14 protein-coding genes and 2 rRNA genes (1 of these 16 cut by a window edge) are annotated in these 16884 nt (G+C 41.2%); 7 read left to right on the top strand and 9 right to left on the bottom strand.

Annotated elements, in window-relative coordinates:
• Positions 1 to 20: 20 nt before the first annotated feature.
• Both QF028_RS30560 and QF028_RS30555 read right to left on the bottom strand, forming a co-directional pair.
• A complete protein-coding gene (locus tag QF028_RS30560) occupies positions 21 to 1604 on the bottom strand; it encodes a bifunctional metallophosphatase/5'-nucleotidase (RefSeq protein ID WP_429472622.1) in 1584 nt (527 codons plus the stop codon).
• A 169-nt stretch (positions 1605 to 1773) separates the two neighbouring features.
• Complete coding sequence (locus QF028_RS30555; RefSeq protein ID WP_429471321.1) at positions 1774 to 2862, bottom strand: HupE/UreJ family protein; 1089 nt, start codon at positions 2860 to 2862, stop codon at positions 1774 to 1776.
• Positions 2863 to 3436: 574 nt separating this feature from the next.
• On the opposite strand from QF028_RS30555, the gene QF028_RS30550 reads away from it, so the two are divergent.
• On the top strand, positions 3437 to 4063 hold the full coding sequence (locus tag QF028_RS30550) for a DUF4253 domain-containing protein (RefSeq protein ID WP_429471319.1): 627 nt from the start codon (positions 3437 to 3439) through the stop codon (positions 4061 to 4063).
• A gap of 352 nt (positions 4064 to 4415) precedes the next feature.
• Here QF028_RS30550 and QF028_RS30545 read toward each other — a convergent pair whose 3' ends face one another.
• Together QF028_RS30545 and QF028_RS30540 are read right to left on the bottom strand one after the other, a co-directional pair.
• Complete coding sequence (locus tag QF028_RS30545; RefSeq protein ID WP_429471318.1) at positions 4416 to 4838, bottom strand: HIT family protein; 423 nt, start codon at positions 4836 to 4838, stop codon at positions 4416 to 4418.
• Between the two features lie 203 nt (positions 4839 to 5041).
• A complete protein-coding gene (locus QF028_RS30540; RefSeq protein WP_429471316.1) occupies positions 5042 to 6490 on the bottom strand; it encodes a L,D-transpeptidase family protein in 1449 nt (482 codons plus the stop codon).
• A gap of 488 nt (positions 6491 to 6978) precedes the next feature.
• On the opposite strand from QF028_RS30540, the gene QF028_RS30535 reads away from it, so the two are divergent.
• Positions 6979 to 7461, top strand: a complete 483-nt coding sequence (locus QF028_RS30535) for a sigma-70 family RNA polymerase sigma factor (RefSeq protein ID WP_429471314.1) — start codon at positions 6979 to 6981, stop codon at positions 7459 to 7461.
• A gap of 445 nt (positions 7462 to 7906) precedes the next feature.
• Complete coding sequence (locus QF028_RS30530; protein ID WP_215003815.1) at positions 7907 to 9016, top strand: tubulin-like doman-containing protein; 1110 nt, start codon at positions 7907 to 7909, stop codon at positions 9014 to 9016.
• Between the two features lie 75 nt (positions 9017 to 9091).
• On the opposite strand, the gene QF028_RS30525 is transcribed toward QF028_RS30530, so the two are convergent.
• Together QF028_RS30525 and QF028_RS30520 are read right to left on the bottom strand one after the other, a co-directional pair.
• Complete coding sequence (locus QF028_RS30525) at positions 9092 to 9844, bottom strand: ABC transporter permease (RefSeq protein ID WP_429471312.1); 753 nt, start codon at positions 9842 to 9844, stop codon at positions 9092 to 9094.
• Positions 9841 to 10572: a phosphate ABC transporter ATP-binding protein gene (locus QF028_RS30520; protein WP_429472620.1), complete on the bottom strand. Its 732-nt coding sequence runs from the start codon at positions 10570 to 10572 to the stop codon at positions 9841 to 9843. The genes QF028_RS30525 and QF028_RS30520 overlap by 4 nt, the downstream gene beginning before the upstream one ends.
• Before the next feature lie 135 nt (positions 10573 to 10707).
• Between QF028_RS30520 and QF028_RS30515 the strand changes: the two genes are divergently transcribed.
• Complete coding sequence (locus tag QF028_RS30515) at positions 10708 to 12186, top strand: immunoglobulin-like domain-containing protein (protein WP_429471310.1); 1479 nt, start codon at positions 10708 to 10710, stop codon at positions 12184 to 12186.
• Between the two features lie 110 nt (positions 12187 to 12296).
• Here QF028_RS30515 and QF028_RS30510 read toward each other — a convergent pair whose 3' ends face one another.
• On the bottom strand, positions 12297 to 13259 hold the full coding sequence (locus tag QF028_RS30510; RefSeq protein ID WP_429471308.1) for a bile acid:sodium symporter family protein: 963 nt from the start codon (positions 13257 to 13259) through the stop codon (positions 12297 to 12299).
• A gap of 447 nt (positions 13260 to 13706) precedes the next feature.
• Here QF028_RS30510 and QF028_RS30505 point away from each other — a divergent pair, with 447 nt between their 5' ends.
• The 3 genes from QF028_RS30505 (at position 13707) to QF028_RS30495 (ending at position 14679) form a co-directional block, all read left to right on the top strand.
• Positions 13707 to 13925 carry a DUF1659 domain-containing protein gene (locus QF028_RS30505; protein WP_429471306.1) on the top strand — a complete coding sequence of 73 codons (219 nt, stop codon included), beginning with the start codon at positions 13707 to 13709 and terminating at the stop codon, positions 13923 to 13925.
• 39 nt (positions 13926 to 13964) lie between these two features.
• Complete coding sequence (locus QF028_RS30500) at positions 13965 to 14183, top strand: DUF2922 domain-containing protein (RefSeq protein ID WP_429471304.1); 219 nt, start codon at positions 13965 to 13967, stop codon at positions 14181 to 14183.
• A 259-nt stretch (positions 14184 to 14442) separates the two neighbouring features.
• Entirely contained in the window at positions 14443 to 14679 is a 237-nt protein-coding gene (locus tag QF028_RS30495) for a hypothetical protein (RefSeq protein ID WP_429471302.1), read from the top strand.
• 223 nt (positions 14680 to 14902) lie between these two features.
• On the opposite strand, the gene rrf is transcribed toward QF028_RS30495, so the two are convergent.
• Positions 14903 to 15019 (bottom strand): 5S ribosomal RNA (gene rrf, locus QF028_RS30490).
• Between the two features lie 78 nt (positions 15020 to 15097).
• A 23S ribosomal RNA gene (locus QF028_RS30485) occupies positions 15098 to 16884 on the bottom strand; it runs 1148 nt beyond the window's last position.

Here is a 16884-nt window from a genome sequence, read left to right as displayed (position 1 = left end):
GCTGGTCTCCTAACATGGGGTTAATTAATTTTCGTGACCCGTCCTTCGATCAAAGAAGTAAATGGCTGCTTCAGCTGCTTCACATAATTTTCAAAGACATCGATGTCAACCGGACCGTCCACTTTGTCGGTCCCTTCAAGGAAAACGGTGAAATCGTCCCCGCCATTAGCCAGGTAGCTGGTAACCGTAACTGTATATTTGGAATCAGGGTTAATAGGGGTCCCGTCAGCACGGAAGATATCAAGGACCTTTCTTTTCGTACCTTTAGGTCCGCTCCAGGTGTATTTCAGTCCGGAAATTTGCAGCATACGCACGATTCCCTTCGGCTGCCATTGCTGATTCAAGACTCGGCGAATTTGGTCGCCGGTCAAAGTCACTTTAACTAGATTATTTTTAAACGGTAGAATGGTGAACAGCTCTCCCCAATTGACCTCCCCAGCTTGGATATCGGCCCGGATTCCAGCAGGGTTCATAAAAGCAAAGTCAGAGTTCATGGCTTTTCGTTGGGAATCGGCAATCAGATTTCCTAAAGCGGATTCACCGTTTTTGTTCCTAATGCCGGTAATGTCATTTGCAGCCGTTCCAACGACTTTACTTACAATGGGAGCGACCTTGGCCTCGTACTTTTTCATCATTTTCTTAATTTCCTCGTCCGGTTTGATGGCGTCCTGATAGACGTTTACAATTTCAGCTTTTTTGGTCACAATCTCTTTAGTTGCCGGATCAAGCTCCAAGTCGACGTCGGAGAAAGCTGTTCCGTAAGAATAAGCTTCAACAAGCAGCTTTCCGTCCACTTTGGCGTTAAGATACGTGTGAGTATGACCGCCAAACATCACGTCTACTTCATCGTCCACCTTTTTGGCGATATCAATGATGTCTCCGGCAGCAGCACCAGTCAGGGCGGACTGACTGCCACCATTGTGTGCAAGAACGACGATAGCTTTAACGCCTCGTTTTTTGAGTTCTGCCACTGCTTTATTAATGGCTTTAACTTCATCTGTGAATTTTACGTCCACTAATAAACTCGCATTCACAATCTTGGGCGTATCGCTCAATACAACTCCAATAAATCCGATCGGTATGCCATTAAACTTTTTAATTTCATAGGGAGGGAGAATTGGTTTACCCGTCTTTTCGTCAATAACGTTGGCACATACATAAGGGAATTGAGCACCTTCAAAGTATCCGTCCTTCGGGTTGGTTCCACCGTGGATCAGGCGCATCATTTCTTTCACACCCCGATCGAATTCATGATTCCCTAACGTTCCCAAATGAAAGCCTATTTTGTTCAACACTTCAATCGTAGGTTCCTCTTGCAAAAGCGAAGATACGGGTGCGCTGCCACCCACCATGTCACCTGCATGGACCAAAAGAGTGTTTTTGTTCTCCCCTTTCCTTTGCTTCAAATAGGCTGCTAGATATTCGACTTTGCCCATATACCTTCCGTTAAATTTTCGGGTCCTGTCCAATTGTCCATGCAAATCGTTAAGGCCGAGTAATTGTACTTGAATGAAACGGTTCTTATCATTCTCGGTGTTTTTGGGTATGCCTGGAGATTCAGAATTTCCGTTGGCCAAAACAAAACCCGCAGATATTGTGGTCATAAGAACAATAGCAGGAATTGCTTTTTTCACTGCGTCCCAATTCAAAGTTGCCCTCACTCAGTTCTCCCCTCCCAATCCTTTAGTGGATTACTACTTTAGGATAAGGAGAAATTGTTAAATTTAGATAACATTACCATAAATTTTAAGTTAATTTATAAGTGGAAAAATTTCAGGTAAAAACACGCGTCACAAACCAATACAATCCGGCAAATCCCACCAGGACGGAACCGGTTTGTACAGCTCTTGGCCACCAGCGGAAATTTTCCACTTTTCGAATCAGAGGGTAGAGACAGACCAAGATGAGCAATTGACCCAATTCAACTCCAAGGTTGAAGGTAAACAGCGCAGTGAGTTCGTGGTTTTTAGGCAACCCGATTTCCTGCAGCACTCCGGCAAAACCAAATCCGTGTATCAATCCAAAGGCAAACGTTAACGCCCAGCGGTGCTGAAAATCCCGTAACCAAAGATTTTCCAGCGCCACGTAAACGATGGTGAGAGCGATCGTCGCTTCTACAATCCGGGAAGGCAGGGACACGACGTCCAAAGCTGCTAGAATGAGTGTGATGCTGTGTGCAAAAGTAAAGGAGGTGACGACGGCCGCTATACTTCGAAACTTCATTTTTACCAAAAGAAGGGCCAGCAAAAACAACATATGGTCGTACCCAGTTAATATATGTTCGATTCCAAGCCGTATAAATTGAAAAGCCGTGTCAAAAAATCCCGGGGCTTCACCGAACGTTCCTGTCCACTCCTTTTTATCTTTAGAAAATATATATTCGAACGATTTTCCGTCTACCGTTTTAAATGTGGCGACATTCGTATGTTTGTTTTCTGACCGGTCAAAAAACAAATTATAAAAGATTGACACTGTCCCGATTTTGGAAGAATCCTTAAAAAATAAATCGATCTGAATCATCGACAGTTGGGGGACCGATTGAAGTTCATGGGTCATAGACAAAACGCGGCCGTTATTTTTTACTGCCAAGCCTTTTTCAATGTAGGGACGAACTACCTCGTCGTAGGCGTTTTTCAATTCATCTTGATCGATTATCTCGTCATGATTGGCATCCACACCCGGGAATTCGGCGATGGATAATGAATCAATCAGGAGGGTAATTTTTACCGTATCTCCGTCCGCCGCGATTTTAGCAAAGCCGTAGCTTCCGGAATGTGCGAACGCTTTATCGGTATTGGAGGATAAAAAGAAAAATCCCAGAAAAATGATAATTGAAATGAGAAGTAAATAGGTTTTTTCCAATGTGAATCCCCCCTAAGATCTAGTAACCTGAGAAACATTTACTTGAGAAGAAAAGAATGATATGGAGAGGAAAGAACAAGGTTGCATGGTTCAAAATTGATTCCTACGACAGGAACGATATTGCTTGCGGCTTCCCATTTTGCTAACCACGGGATAATTCTTCGGAAATCTATTAAGCAACACGGAAAAAACATATGATACTAGTATTTGATTTATTCATATAGCGTTCCAATTTTAAGGAGCTAAAATAACTTGGATAAAAATTTTGCGATAGCCTTGTTACGGGGGAACCTTATCATAAATAGAGCGGTTTTAAAGAAGCCATAATTAAAGGTGATACAAATTTCTGTATCACCTTTTTAGGTTGATTAATTTCTAAGAGGAAATAAATAAATTTTATTGAATTTATTAATATGATCATCTTTATCCAATAACAAAGCCTGTAGGAGATGAAGAACGTGGGAATATTTGATAAATTCAAGAAAAAAAAGAAAATATTGATTATATTGATGAAATAATTACTAAATTGGATTGTGACTGCTCGATTATTGAAGAGGACGATGTTAAAAGGGTTATGACGAGGTATCATCAAGCTCTCATAGAGGGAAAAAGAGAAGGATATACACCACTTATCATTATCCCTTCAGAGATGATGTTAGAAATCGTTGATACCAATGCGGATAAAGAATACTTGAACGATGATCGAGAATCAATCGTAGCCAAAGCGAAGGATATGGATGTAAAAGAATTATTAAAGAGACTGCTAGATGAGGTCATGCCCATGGAGGAAGACGATGATATCACTGGTGAGTTTTCTTTAGAGGGACAGATGGACCATTTTCTATCCATTGAAGATGTAATAAATAAGAAAATAATTATCGCAAAGATTCCAACGGATAAGCCTTGGGAAGTAGCTGCTTGGGTTCCAATGGGCGGGTTTAATGATTGTCCTATGCCAGAGGAGCAAGTTGCAGTATTCAAATACTGGTACGAAAAATATGGAGCTACTCCCGCTTTAGTATCCACAGATGTATGGGAATTATTTGTTGAAAACCCTCCTAAGACACAAGAAGAATCAGAATTACTCGCTTGGGAACAATTTGGATATTGTAGTGATATAGTCTGGCAAGGGATTGGAACAGTAAATTCCCTAGCAGGAACTCTTATCAATTCTTCGGTTTGGTATTTTTGGTGGGACTAAAAAACGTTATAATCACCCAACTATTATAGGGAGTCAATTAGGACCTCAATCCGACATCCTTGTAAGTTTCTATAATTATGTCGTAAGTGCCCGTTATTATGTAATAAGCTGATTGGTAACGATAATTTCGTAGTTTCGGATATCTATCACGTGGGGAATAAGTATTAATCAGTAAGAAACAAAGCGGGATGATCCCATTTTTTTGTTATCCTTAAGCCACCTTTTTAAGGCACACAAAAGAGGAGTGCGCTATACTCACACCTCTCCCCCTTACGGCCCGGAAGTTTTTTTCGGAACCAAGCCTGAATCACCTTAAAACACATCAAATTTGAAAAAACAATTTCAATAGATGTTACAGAGCTCCTTTTATCGTCTCGATCATTTTCTGATATTCTTCTTCTGTTAAGTATGTTTTTCCTGGGTTCATCTCGAAAGTGGACCCCCAATTTTCTTTTCCTTCATACTTAGGCACAATGTGCATATGTAGATGATGTAATGTATCACCATACGCTCCATAATTAATCTTGTTTGGCTGGAAAGCCTGATCGACCGCTGCAGCTACCCTTTTTACATCGTTCATAAAAGCCGCTAATTCATCATTACTGAGCTGAAATAGTTCTTTAACATGATCCTTATAAACTACATTACATCTGCCAGTATACGTCTGTTCTTTAAAAAGAAAAACTGTTGAAACCTCCAACTCACATATTTCAATCATAAGATTGTCTCGTCTTTCATCCTTCATGCAATACATACAATCTTTATTTAACTCCATCTTTTTTCTGCCTCGCTTATTTATGAATTTTGAACCTATCTCTATAGTACCTCAGTTTTGAAAAATATATTTAGATTTGGATTTCTAAATAGGCAGACAGGATGGATGATCGCTTTTTGTCTTTTACTTGATGAAGCATAAAAGTAGAAACTCCACATAAAAAATCAGGAAATCATTTGCGATATCCTGATTTTATCGATTGTTTAGTATATGACCACTGGCTCGTATGTGCTGAGATTATTATATACGGTTTTCATAACATCTGGCGGTGTGTTGACGCAGCCATGTGATCCTGCATTAAGATAGGCATTACTTGACCAGTTGGACCGAAAGCCGGCATCGTGGAATCCTTGTCCATCATTCGTAAAAGGAGCCCAATAATCAACTTTTACTGAATAACCTGGTTTTCCTCCGAGTTCTCTGCCCGTTAGTATCGAAGGTGTTCGTTTATAAAGAATATACCACACTCCTTTTGATGTATCATTACCGGTGCTGTGTTTCCCGGTCACAACATTCGATGTGACGACTAATTTACCATTTTTGTAAATCCAAATCCGCTGTTGTGCAATCGAAACTTCAGCATATGTATCACCGATGCCATTGTTTGATGTCGTTTCATAACCATAGCCTTCACCACTCCAGCCATGTCCGATAATATTAGTAGCAGCGATCGATTTCTCGCCTTTTTCAAAAGCTTTCTTAATCTGTGTTGTTTCTTTTTCCACATCTAATGCCCAGCCATAGCCTTTTCCTTTTACGGTTTTGACTGCTCCTGAATGGGTCTTAAATGTGAAATCTTTATCTAATGTGGATTGAGAACTATTAATTTCAGCAATTTTCTCGTTAATATCACTTGGGTCAATCGTGACCTTCAAGTCTTTTGTCACCGATGCATTTTTTATTAATTCGCTGCCTTTTAACGAAAAAACTTTATCCTGTACCTTATAATCAACGGTTTGCAGAAGGAGTTCTTCTAGCCTTTTCTGTTCATTTTTTACAATCGGACTGTCTTCTTTGATTGGCTGGATGTATACAGGGTTCAAACGGATTTCACTCGTATATTCCTGCTTTTCGTAGTCCTTTAATAGACTGGCAAAATCAAGCTGCTGTCCATCATTACTTTTCGAGACGACAACTTTACCTTGTTCCAAACTGGCCTTCGCATCTTTAGGCGCTGTTAAACTCTTATTCATTGAAAGTAGCTTTTCTTCCACTTGTTTCTTCATCTCTTGGCTGCGATACTGATCGGGTTGGCTAGGCATTAATGAAAATTCTTTTGCCTTTGAAGAAGGAAAATACGTTCGCTGGCTGTTTAATAATTTTTCAACACCTGCTAGATCCTTATCTGTAAAACCCATCTTCGTATCTTGTCCATCAAAAATTTGTTGTTGCCCGACATAGACGACGTTTTTTAAAACAGCTGTGTTTAATTTGTTAAGTGCCTCATCAGCAGTCAGTCCATTGACATTTACGCCATTAATCTTGATATTTGCATTAAAATGGTTTGCCTGATAATAGCTGATTGCCCCAAATATGAGCGCTATAATAATGATTATACCCGTTGTAATAAACTTCCAGTTCGTATACCATTTAAAAGATTTCGCCCGCCGTTCTCCAACTTCTTCCACTGATTCATTCACTGCATTTTCCATTAAAATTCCCCCCGCATACCTAACAATCGAGCTTTCGACGTCTTTCGACTTGAAGCTTTTGGTTTTGCATCATAAATATAAATTATAGTATCAATTCTCAAATTTTACTACTATTCTACTAGATATAAAGTGTGAACTTTGTCACATTTTGTATCTGCGTGAAATTTTTTTTGTCTTTTTGTAATTTGGTTGCCTGAAGTTAGGGTTGGTTCGGACTGAGCTTTCTTTTTTTAACCAATTTCCAATAATTATCCAGCAAATGTTGTAAGTTTCGTAAATTATGTAGTAAGCATCCGTAATTCACCCCAAAATCGATTGGAACTCCATAAAACGCCTCCAAAAATCAAATTTGCTAGTAAAAATCACCTCAATTAGCCCAAAATCCCTTCCAAAAGTGAATATTGTCCGTTCGATACGATCGAGCATTCCCGCTATGGTAGAGGTACCCGGGAATACATGAAAAGCGCGCTTTCTGAAAGGACTTTCCCTTGGAAAGCTTTGAACAGTTAGTCGACCAGTACAAGCCCATGCTCCATAAAATCATGCACTCGCTCCACCTTTACAAACACCATGAGGAATTCTATCAGCACAGTCTCATCGCCCTTTGGGAAGCTAGCCAGCGCTTTGACCCCCAAAAAGGGAGCTTCACCAACTATGCCTACACCTATATCAAAGGCTATCTTCTGATGGAATTGAAAAAATTACACCAAGACCAAGAACGAAATGTTCACCCTGATGAGCAATTCTGGGACCTGGCAGCAGATCCCTATTCGGATGACCCATTACAGGAGGAAATTCTATTATCCTACTGCGAAACACTGACACCGAATCAAAAGAAATGGCTCCTGTATACCATCCGTGATCGCCTATCGGTCAAGGAAATTGCCGAACTAGAAAAGGTATCCTTATCAGCCGTGAAAGGTTGGCGCAGTGGTGCTAGAGAAAAAGTAAAGAATTTAATACGGGAGTAGAATACGAGAATAATAAATATGTGCGTCCGGTCGTCAATTCCGAACCAAAGCATTCTTACCCCATTATTTAATGTAGTTGTACTTTATAGGTTCATCTAATGTTTCTTCCTCGAGATTTAAGTGGTTATTTTAACCTAGCAAGATCGTTTTACATGTTCTGTTAGGATGTTTTCGTAAAGATTACTGCTATTTACTACTTTTCAACACCTTAGCCGCTTTAATTTAGTGTAAAATTACACCTCGCCAGCGAATGGTTCTTGGTGTCAGGCACCACAGATGGACAAATGTCCTTTCATGGTGCCTGACACCATTTTTAATATGTAGCGATTGTTAAGTCACAGTTGGTTTATTCATTTTTCAACTACTATTTTTAGGCATTTTTTAAATGAAAAAGTCTATTTTCGAAAAACATGAGTATCATTTTAGTAATGAAGGAGGCGATCTGATGGAATCAATTGGGATTTTAGGAGTCGGGCAAGCAGGCGGTAATTTAGCGGAAGTTGCTTCATCAATGGGGTTTCAAACCGCACTTATCAATACGAACAAACGCGATGGCATAGTGAACACAAAAGTGGAAAGGAAGTATTTTGTTCCTGGTTACAATGGTGCTGGGCAGGATCGATCCATCGGTTTAAAAGCGGTTAACGATAACTACCGAGAGATTGTCGACTTTGTAAAGAATTCCTTTAAGAAAATTAAACTTTTATTAGTGGCCTTCTCAACCGATGGTGGTACTGGATCAGGGATGAGCCCGTTATTGATCGATCTGTTATTGGAACATCTGTCCGGCGTTAACATAGGTGCCATTGCAATTGTTCCTGATCGAAATGTATTAACAGGTAACCGCATCAATGCTACAGAGTGTATTGAAGAGCTTTCCAAGATAAACTCGCTTTCATCGGTTTTCCTAGTTGATAATGATCAAATGAGAAAGTTAAACCCACAATCCAGTAAACATCAAATCTACCTTTCTTCTAATCAGCAAGTCATGGAAGCCATTAAGAGTGTGTTGCAAGTAACGAAAAAGAGCTCGTTTTACGGAAACTTTGACGAAACTGATCTGATGAATATTTTGGGAACAAGAGGAGTAACGATTATATCTTCTGCTCAAATTACCGATGCAAAAACAACCTCAGATGTTACTAGTAAAATACAACAATCTTGGGCTACCTCCGTATTCTGTCCGGTGGAGTCAACCGGTGTAATCCGCTCGGGGTTAATCTACGAAGGCCCAGAAAAAATGGCTAAACTAATTAATGTTCCATCCATTTTTGAACGAATTGGAGAACCACTCGAATTATTCGAAGGGACCTACTTCTCGGAATCAGATCCAACGGTAACGACTATTTTGGCGGGACTCGCCTTTCCTTCACGGCGTATGCATGCCCTTGAGGAATCCCTAGAAAAAAACAAAGATCGGTTACAGAACCTAGTCAAAAAGGAACATACCCAGAAATATGAATCAAAAATAGCTTGGGCATCAACCCTAAAAGCCAAACCTCAGGAGAGAAAGCCCAGCACCGTAACCTCTAAGTTAGATAAGTACCAAAAATAAGAGGAATATATAGTTATTGGTGTCAGGCACCACAAATGGACAAATGTCTTTTCGTGGTGCCTGACACCTTTTGCACTATTTCCCCCTTAGTAACTGCATGCGCTGGTTGAAAAGGCTTGGGTATGATAAATATCCGAGCATGGCGCTTGTGACTGCAGCGGTTGTTAACAAGAGAAAGAGAATGAGCAATTGAAATTGGACTGCTTGCATTGGGTTGGCTCCTGCGATGATTTGGCCACTCATCATTCCCGGCAACTGGACGAGGCCGATTGTTTTCTGGCTCTCAATGGTCGGAATCATGCTTGCTTTTATAGAAGTGATGAGCTGTGTGTGTATGGCTTGTTTAGGTGTTCCGCCGAGTGACAGGATGAGTTCCGCCTCATCTTGATGCGCCTCTACTTCTGCAGTGAATCTGTTGAGGAAGAGAATAGCGAGCACCATCGAATTTCCGATGACCATTCCGCTAATTGGGATAATGTATTGGGCCGTGGCAGGTGTGATCTTGAATCCTAATAAAATACTTTGTGTCAGCACTTCAATTACTAATAATGTGACGATCAATTTCCATGTGATCCCTTTTATAGAAACGCCTTTTTTCCGGGCACTTTGTGTCGCCGCGGCAATCATGATTGTCACCATCAGGAAAATATACATCATATGTTCGGAATCAAATACAAACTTCAAAATATACCCAACCGCCAATAATTGAATGATGGAACGTATCACAGCTATGATGGTATCTTTTTCAAGTCCCAAGTTAAGCGTTTTGGATAAAATAATTGGAAGGAAAACGAAAATAAGGGCAATAGTTAAGTGGAGATAACTCATTCCATATCCCCCTTTACAAAAAGTTGCACTTTCTCATTAACAGGAGCGCGCAGTAAGCTGCTTTTTCCTGTTTCAATCACTTCACCATTCATCATGACCCAAGTGTAGTGTCCAATCGTCATTGCCTGCTGTAAATTATGGGTAATCCAGATGATAGTTGTCCCGTATTTTTGATTAATTTTTACAATGAGTTCTTCGATTTCCAGCTGTGATACACGATCAAGTGAAGAAGTGATTTCATCAAGCAATAATATCTGTGGATGGTTAACAAGTGTCCTTGCTATCGATACTTTTTGACGTTGTCCTCCTGATAAATCCTTGATAGGTCGAAGCAAACATTCCTCCTCTAACCCCACATCATGCAATAAATTTTTTGCATCTTTTTCAGCTAGTTGTTTCCCTTGCAATGCTAAGGGTAAGGCAAGATTTTTTAGAACACTGCCATTAATCATTGGCGCACTTTGAAGTGCAATCCCCACAAGCCTGCGTAATTCCACGGGTTCATAGCTGCAGATAATGTTACCTTTGATATGAATTTCTCCCGCACCAGGTGATAGCAACCCATTACATAATTTGAGCAAAGTCGTTTTTCCTGCTCCTGAAGGCCCCACTAAAGTGGTAATACAACCTTCGGGGAAAGATCCCGTAATATTTTTTAAAATATGGATTCCATCAAGTGAATAATTGACATGATTAAAATGCACGGCGGGTTTATAACCTGAAGTCATCAGATACACTTCCTTTAAAAAAGAAAACAGCAAACCCTCATACTGTTCTGTTTTCTTCATATTCTATATTCCGAGGTCATCTTTCTAAAAATAACAAATCTTGACAGCGGCGTCCATTCAAAATTACTAGTCACTATGTTCTGCTTACTTACGAATGCAGCAGTAGAAGCGGACATACCTCCCGAAGTAGTAAAAGCCGTGGCTACACAGGAAAATGGGAACTGGGAGCAATTTGATGATGCTGGAAAGCCTGTTGTTTCTCCAGATGGTGGTATCGGTCTCATGCAGCTTACCAATCAAGATGAATACTACGAGGAGAAGTTGAAAAACGATATCGTCTATAATATCGAGGCCGGTGTAAGAGTCCTTAGCAGTATGTATACACGAACGGATTTGCCGAAAATCAAAGGGGCAGGACGCCAGGTGATTGAAAATTGGTATTTCCCTATTTTGGCATACAACGGGACAAAACCTGTGAACAGTCCGCTTAAACAAGAGACCGGTGAAAGAAATAAGGATGCTTATCAAGAACAAGTTTTTGCTAAATTAGAAGCTCAAAGTTATTTAGATGATACAAAACTAGCACAATACCCATTTAGCACATCTGATTTTCAATATGATCGTGATAGCACTGAAAGCATTAAGTTTAATAGGTTGGAATACACACTAACTGATCAAGTACACAACTCCGCTTATTTTTTTAAAGTTGGAAACCGTGTGGTAACGACGGCGGACAGTGTTAAATTGCGAGAAGCACCAGGTACTTCAATTCTCAAAACCTTACCTAAAAATACAGCATTGATCATTGACGGAGAATTTACTTATGACTCTACAAATCAATTTGTTTGGTACCCTGTTTTAACCGAAGACCATAAGATGAGAGGATATGTTTCTTCAGCTTATATAATAAAGGATACGGTGAAACCTGTCATTACAGGTGCCACAAGCAAATCTATTCCGATCAAATCCACTTTTAATGCTTTAACAGGTGTGAAAGCATTAGATAATGTAGATGGTGATATCACAAGTGCTATTCATGTGACGGGTATGGTTAATACGACGAAATTAGGCACGTACGATTTAATTTACAATGTAGCTGACAGGTCTATGAATGTGACTACAGTTAAAAGAAGAATAACTGTTTATGATAATGTGAAACCTGTCATTTTAGGTGCCACCAACAAAACAATTAGACTAAATTCTTCATTTAATCCAAGAGCAAGTGTAACGGCGAGCGATAATATTGACGGTAATTTGACTAGTAAAATAACAGTCAGCGGCACCGTTAATACAAAGAAAAAGGGTACTTATACATTAAAGTACACGGTCACTGATAATTCAAAGAACGTTACCACTGTTACGAGAAAAATCACGATTGATAGTACAAAACCAGTCATTTCTGGGGCTAAAAATATAACCATTCGTTACAAATCTTCCTTCAATCCGAAAACAGGGGTAACTGCAAAAGACAATTTAGATGGCAGTTTAACCAGTCAGATAAAAGTTACAGGAACGGTTAATACAAAGAAAAAAGGTTCCTATACAATAACGTATACTGTTACTGATAAATCCCAAAACACGACAGTAGTGAAGCGGATGATTACAGTAAAATAGGAACAGGGACATTGTCCCCTTTCCCCAAGCATAGAAAAACCACCTTTTAAAATCTTAAAATGTGGTTTTTCTCTTCTATTTTATTAAATTTAGGCGAATGGTCTTCAGGATCAGACTGCTTGTTTACTACTTTGATCATTTTGATCCTTTTCTTTCATCCGGCTGAAAATATTAGCGAGAACGGAGCCAGATAGATTATGCCAGACACTGAAAATGGCACTTGGTACTGCCGCTAAAGGCGAGAAATGAGCGGTAGCGATAGCGACTCCCAAGCCCGAATTCTGCATACCAACTTCCATTGCTACAGCCTTTTGTTTTGCAAGGTCCATCCCGCATAAACGGGCAAAGAAAAAGCCTAGGAAGAATCCAAGCAGATTATGAAGGATTACTACACCAAAAATAAGTAGACCCGATTCAGCAATTTTGGTCGCACTGCCTGCTACGACAGCAGATACAATTAACACAATCGCAATAACGGAAACAAGTGGCAATGCTTTTGCACCGGCTTTTGCCTGTTTGCCAAAGAACTTTTTAATGATAAAGCCAGCTGCTAATGGAACAATGACAACTTGTACAATCGAAAAGAATAAGGAAGCAACACTGACATCAACCCATTTGCTCGCAAACAGAAGAATAAGCAATGGTGTAACAATTGGTGCAAGAATCGTAGAAACTGAGGCAATTGCAACGGCAAGTGCCACATTTCCTCTTGCTAGAAACACCATAACATTGGAAGCAGTTCCGCTTGGACAGCATCCTACTAAAATGACACCTACAGCAACTTCTTCAGGTAAATGGAGTCCGACCGCCAATAAAAAGGCAAGTAACGGCATAATAATAAAGTGACCGATGACCCCAAGCGCCACTTCTTTCGGTCTTCTAAATACTTCTTTAAAATCCGATAGCTCGAGTGTCAGGCCCATTCCAAACATAACAATTCCTAGTAGAGGAACAATATAGCCTCCCAGCCACACAAAGTTTCCAGGATTAAGATAAGCAATAACCGCAAATATCAATACCCATAACGTAAATGTTTTCCCAGCAAAGCTGCTGATTTTCTCGATGACTTCCAAAACAATTCCCCCTATAAATTAATTCCGACTATTTTAATAAATTTAATACACATTATATTAGAATAAATATTTAAAAAAATCAATATATTCCTACAAAATGTTACAAAATTTTCTGTCTATTGTTGATGCTTTCTGCTCTCATCATCATTGATATCGCAAACTCAAATGCGGCTTGACTAAGAGAACCGTCCCCATGGTCTCACATTAATTTTCGTGCAACTTATACTTTTACCGACCTACATCTGAGAATATTGCCAGTTTTGTATGCGAAAAATAGATTCGCTGATAAATGTGCGTTTTAAAATGCCCTGGGGGATGCTATCCCCACCAGGGCATTTTTCAACTAAAAACTATTAATCTTCGACCACCAATTAAAATCTTCTTCTCCCTACCCTGTCCTTTTTGCCGATTTTTCTATATATAGAAGGTGAAAGGTGGTGAGAGACAATGGCACAAGCATTATTAGAGGTTACGAAACTTCGCATCGTGTTTGATGCGGGCATGGATGACGAAGGAAACCCCATCCTCAAAGCAAAAACGTTTAGCAATGTCACAAAGGCTGCTACCGCAGATCAACTATCGCAAGCGGCACTAGCAGTAGCTGCTCTATGCAATGACCCGCTAAACAAAGTGGAGCGAAATGACAGCTCCGCGATTCTAGGTTAATAGTCTAACGAAATAATAAAGGGAGTGGAATTGAAAGAAATGGCAAAAACATTAGAATTGCAATTTACCACAGAGTTTGGAAAGACGGCAAATCTTTCCGTCGATAACCCTAAAGAGCCGATCGATGAAGAAGTGGTAAAATTATCGATGGCGCAGATTATTGCATCTGAAGTTTTCACAACGGCCAGTGGCAAGTTTGTAGCTGCAAAAGGAGCAAGAGTCATCGACCGAAATGTGACAGATTACGTAATTGCCTAATAAGGGAGAGAGGCTGGATTCATGATGAATCCGGCCTCTTTTTATTAATTATAGAAGGAGGAGAGAAAGTGGAACAGTTGATTCCAATCATCAGCCAGATGGGATTCCCAGTCGACTACACAAACCGTCCCCATGGTCATTCCTACCTAATTTATAATAGTGGTATATGACCTTTTTACCAAAAAATGGACAAATAAAGGAGATTAGACTTACTATGTAGAAATTATAGTAACATACTCTTTTGGGGGGAAATGGCACCATGAGACAAAGTCGACAATATAAATCTCCATTTGCTGCTATGTTATGGTCGTGTGTTTTACCAGGCTTCGGACCATTTTACAATAAAGATTATATTGTTGGCGCTGTGTTGATTGGCTTGGAATTTATAGTGAATTTGAATTCAAACCTAAATATTTCTCTCATTGATTCCTTTATGGGAGATATTAATTCAACCCATCATGTGATTGATTATAGTCAGACATTTTACGGTCATTAGATTTCTAGATTTCCCTGTCTTTAATGGACTTGTAATAGGATTGTTGACAGGAACTTTCGGACATATAATGGAAATTGTATTTTATCGAAAACAAAAAGCGGCCTTTAGATCTACATAGGACAATGGAGTAAACTAATGCTCAGTTATATTAATAACTACAGTGAACACCATACATATACGTTGAAAAATAAAAAAAACAACCTTTTCAGGTTGTCTTTAATTTGCCTGGCAACGTCCTACTCTCACAGGGACGCGTGTCCCAACTACCATCGGCGCTGAGAAGCTTAACTTCCGTGTTCGGTATGGGAACGGGTGTGACCTTCTCGCCATTACTGCCAGACTATTTTTTTAGAGGAATCATTCCCTCAAAACTAGATAATGCAGAAGGAGTTTGTAAAAACGAGTATGCCTTATAAAATTGGTTAAGTCCTCGAACGATTAGTATCAGTCAGCTCCACATGTTACCACGCTTCCACCTCTGACCTATCAACCTGATCATCTTTCAGGGTTCTTACTAGCTTGCGCTATGGGAAATCTCATCTTGAGGGGGGCTTCATGCTTAGATGCTTTCAGCACTTATCCCGTCCGCACATAGCTACCCAGCGATGCCCTTGGCAGAACAACTGGTACACCAGCGGTGCGTCCATCCCGGTCCTCTCGTACTAAGGACAGCTCCTCTCAAATTTCCTGCGCCCACGACGGATAGGGACCGAACTGTCTCACGACGTTCTGAACCCAGCTCGCGTACCGCTTTAATGGGCGAACAGCCCAACCCTTGGGACCGACTACAGCCCCAGGATGCGATGAGCCGACATCGAGGTGCCAAACCTCCCCGTCGATGTGGACTCTTGGGGGAGATAAGCCTGTTATCCCCGGGGTAGCTTTTATCCGTTGAGCGATGGCCCTTCCATGCGGAACCACCGGATCACTAAGCCCGACTTTCGTCCCTGCTCGACTTGTAGGTCTCGCAGTCAAGCTCCCTTGTGCCTTTACACTCTGCGAATGATTTCCAACCATTCTGAGGGAACCTTTGGGCGCCTCCGTTACTCTTTAGGAGGCGACCGCCCCAGTCAAACTGCCCACCTGACACTGTCTCCCACCCCGATCAGGGGTGCGGGTTAGAATTTCAATACAGCCAGGGTAGTATCCCACCGACGCCTCCACCGAAGCTAGCGCTCCGGCTTCTCAGGCTCCTACCTATCCTGTACAAGCTGTACCAAAATTCAATATCAGGCTACAGTAAAGCTCCACGGGGTCTTTCCGTCCTGTCGCGGGTAACCTGCATCTTCACAGGTACTATAATTTCACCGAGTCTCTCGTTGAGACAGTGCCCAGATCGTTACGCCTTTCGTGCGGGTCGGAACTTACCCGACAAGGAATTTCGCTACCTTAGGACCGTTATAGTTACGGCCGCCGTTTACTGGGGCTTCGATTCAGAGCTTCGCGTGAGCTAACCCCTCCTCTTAACCTTCCAGCACCGGGCAGGCGTCAGCCCCTATACTTCGCCTTGCGGCTTCGCAGAGACCTGTGTTTTTGCTAAACAGTCGCCTGGGCCTATTCACTGCGGCTCTTCGAGGCTATTCACCTCAAAAAGCACCCCTTCTCCCGAAGTTACGGGGTCATTTTGCCGAGTTCCTTAACGAGAGTTCTCTCGCTCACCTTAGGATTCTCTCCTCGCCTACCTGTGTCGGTTTGCGGTACGGGCACCTTTTATCTCGCTAGAGGCTTTTCTTGGCAGTGTGGAATCAGGAACTTCGGTACTAAATTTCCCTCGCTGTCACAGCTCAGCCTTCGCGAGAAGCGGATTTGCCTACTTCTCAGCCTAACTGCTTAGACGCGCATATCCAACAGCGCGCTTACCCTATCCTCCTGCGTCCCCCCATTGCTCAAACGATAAAGAGGTGGTACAGGAATATCAACCTGTTGTCCATCGCCTACGCCTTTCGGCCTCGGCTTAGGTCCCGACTAACCCTGAGCGGACGAGCCTTCCTCAGGAAACCTTAGGCATTCGGTGGATGAGATTCTCACTCATCTTTCGCTACTCATACCGGCATTCTCACTTCTAAGCGCTCCACCAGTCCTTACGGTCTAGCTTCAACGCCCTTAGAACGCTCTCCTACCACTGACATCTAAGATGTCAATCCACAGCTTCGGTGATACGTTTAGCCCCGGTACATTTTCGGCGCAGAGTCATTCGACCAGTGA

This window comes from Neobacillus sp. B4I6 (genome assembly GCF_050434045.1).
Taxonomy (GTDB): domain Bacteria; phylum Bacillota; class Bacilli; order Bacillales; family Cytobacillaceae; genus Neobacillus.
The sequence above is the reverse complement of the archived record's forward strand: the minus strand, read 5'-3'. Positions and strand labels throughout refer to the sequence as shown.